Origin of the sequence: Pyrobaculum sp. (assembly GCF_049971835.1) — an archaeon.
GTDB lineage: Archaea > Thermoproteota > Thermoprotei > Thermoproteales > Thermoproteaceae > Pyrobaculum.
This window is the reverse complement of the sequence record NZ_JBMFKV010000269.1, coordinates 1-2,163: the sequence shown is the minus strand read 5'-3', so window position 1 is coordinate 2,163 and position 2,163 is coordinate 1. Positions and strand designations below refer to the sequence as shown.

The window sequence follows — 2,163 nt, the reverse complement described above, 5'->3', positions numbered from 1 at the left end:
ATGTTGGTGTAGGGGGACGTGGCCACTGCGAACATCATTGGTCCGCGGGCTGTATTCTTCTCAATAACCTCGTAGTTGTCTGTCTCGAAGGCCTTTCTGGCTTTTATGTCGTAGAATTTTAGTTTTTGTTTCGACATGCCTTCCGGCGCGTATCCTTTTAAAAAACCGTTGTTTATTTTAAAGGATTTTATGAATAAAACTTGTCGTCCTTCGGGAAAGTTTATTAGGTGTAGTCAACCATTTATTTATGCGTATCAGAAAACTTGCTTATGTGGCTGTTTTCACCGGGCTGGGGCTGGCGCTGGCCCCGCTTAGCTTCCCCGTGGGTCCCACAAGGGCTTTTCCAGGCCAGCACTTTGTAAACGGGCTGGCTGGGGTGCTTGTAGGCCCCTGGGCGCTGGTGGTCGCCTTTCTAATCTCGTCGCTGAGGAATATGCTCGGCTTAGGGACGTTGTTCGCCTTCCCCGGCAGCCTCCCGGGGGCGTTGGTTGTGTGGCTAGTAGGCGTCGTCTTGAGGCGCTTTGGGAAGGCGCACTACGCGCCGCTTTTCGAGCCCCTTGGCACCCTCGGGCTGGGGTTCCCCACGGCGGCGTATGTCGTGGCGCCGCTTCTGGGCGTCGGCGAGAGGTTCGCCGCGGGCTTTATACCTCTGCTGGCTGGGTGGGCGGCGTCTACCTTCTCCGGCAGCGTGGCGGCTTTCGCCGTCGCCTCCGCGTTGAGGAGGCTTGGCCGTCTATAGGGTGTTAATCGTGGGGGACGTTGGGAGGGGGAAGACTCTGTTGCTGGCCAAGATGTTGAAGGCGCTGGCGGCCCTCGGCGTCTCTGTCACCATCCTGGACTTCGCGCCTGAGAAGATGGGGGTGGGGGCGAAGCTGACGAGGTACGTGGACGTGGCTGGGGTTAGGTACTTGACGGAGGTCTTCCGGGCTCCGCGTCTGGAGGGGAGGGACGCGGGGGAGGAGCTGGCCCTGGCGAGGGAGAACGCGGAGAGGGCGGCGGCGCTTATTAGGCAGTTCTTGGCGAGCCCCACGCCGGTGCTGGCCGTCAACGACTTGACCATATACCTCCACGCCGGCGACCCGGCGCTGGTGGAGGAGGCGATTGACGCGGCGGACGTGTTTATCGCCACTGCGTACTACGGCTCCGCGCTGAGGGACAAGGGGTCTGGCATCTCCGGGCGCGAGCGCCGCGCTGTTGAAGAGCTGATGAAGAGGTGCGACGTGTTTCGGCTGTGATTGAGGCCCGCTGCCTAACGGTGTACGCCGGAGGGGAGCCGGTGGTTAAATGCGCAAGTTTTAGGGTGGGGCCTGGGGAGCTGGCTGTTCTATACGGGCCGACGGGAGGGGGGAAGTCTAGCATCGTGAAGGCCTTGGCCGGCATCTATAGGCACAGCGGGGAGGTCCGCCTCGAGAGGCCCTACTTCATATTCCAGGACGTGGATTTCAACCTCCTGTTCGCCTACACAGACGAGGAGGCGAGGTCCGTGGCGTGTCGGCCGGCGGAGAGGCGGGAGATCGCCAAGATGTCGCCGGGACAGCGACAGCTGTTCGCCGTTAGGCTCGCTCTGGAGTCCGGCGCGTCGGCGGTGGTGCTGGACGAGCCTCTCGCATTCCTCGACCCCGCCTCTGCGCTGGAGGTGGCCGAGGCTATCAAGAGGCTGAGGGACGGGGGCCTCGGCGTGCTCGTAGCGGAGCACAGACTGGAGTTTTTCCTAGACGCAGACCGCTTCTACCTGGTGGACGGGAGGGTGGAGGAGCTGGGGCTCGAGGATCTGCTCATTGAAGCGTCTAGGAGGGGCTACGGGCCCTACTTCACCCGCCACAGCTTCAGGCCCCCGGCGGCGCCGAGGGGCGAGGGGTGCGGTGTGGAGATCGGAGGGAGGCCCTACCCCCCTGGGTCAAAAAACGCGTTGACAGGCCCCGTGGGGTCCGGCAAGACCTACACCCTCTACGCCCTGGCGGGCGTGGTGAAGAAGGCGGGCGTCCGGGGGTGCAGGCCGGCGGGCTTCGTGCCGCAGAACCCCTACCTCTACTTCGGCGAGGTGGATCTATCAAAGGCGCCAAGGGAGGTTCTGGAGTGGCTGGGGCTCGGCCCGGGGGACAGCCCCCTGCGCCTATCCTACGGCGAGGCCCGGCTTCTGGCCGTGCTGTGGGAGCTGTGGAG

4 protein-coding genes are annotated in these 2,163 nt (G+C 63.1%); 3 read left to right on the top strand and 1 reads right to left on the bottom strand.

What is annotated here, in order from left to right; translation table 11 throughout:
* The coding region (gene cc1, locus ACP5J3_RS13535) for a DNA-binding protein CC1 (RefSeq protein WP_428496168.1) at window positions 1-137 on the bottom strand (137 nt) is incomplete at its 3' end.
* Between the two features lie 110 nt (window positions 138-247).
* Here cc1 and thiW point away from each other — a divergent pair.
* The 3 genes from thiW to ACP5J3_RS13520 form a co-directional block, all read left to right on the top strand.
* Window positions 248-739: an energy coupling factor transporter S component ThiW gene (gene thiW, locus ACP5J3_RS13530; protein ID WP_428496167.1), complete on the top strand. Its 492-nt coding sequence runs from the start codon at window positions 248-250 to the stop codon at window positions 737-739.
* Window positions 726-1,235 carry a hypothetical protein gene (locus tag ACP5J3_RS13525; protein ID WP_428496166.1) on the top strand — a complete coding sequence of 170 codons (510 nt, stop codon included), beginning with the start codon at window positions 726-728 and terminating at the stop codon, window positions 1,233-1,235. Before thiW ends, ACP5J3_RS13525 begins: the two co-directional genes overlap by 14 nt.
* A partial coding sequence (locus ACP5J3_RS13520) for an ATP-binding cassette domain-containing protein (protein ID WP_428496165.1) occupies window positions 1,232-2,163 on the top strand: 932 nt, incomplete at its 3' end. The genes ACP5J3_RS13525 and ACP5J3_RS13520, both read left to right, overlap by 4 nt.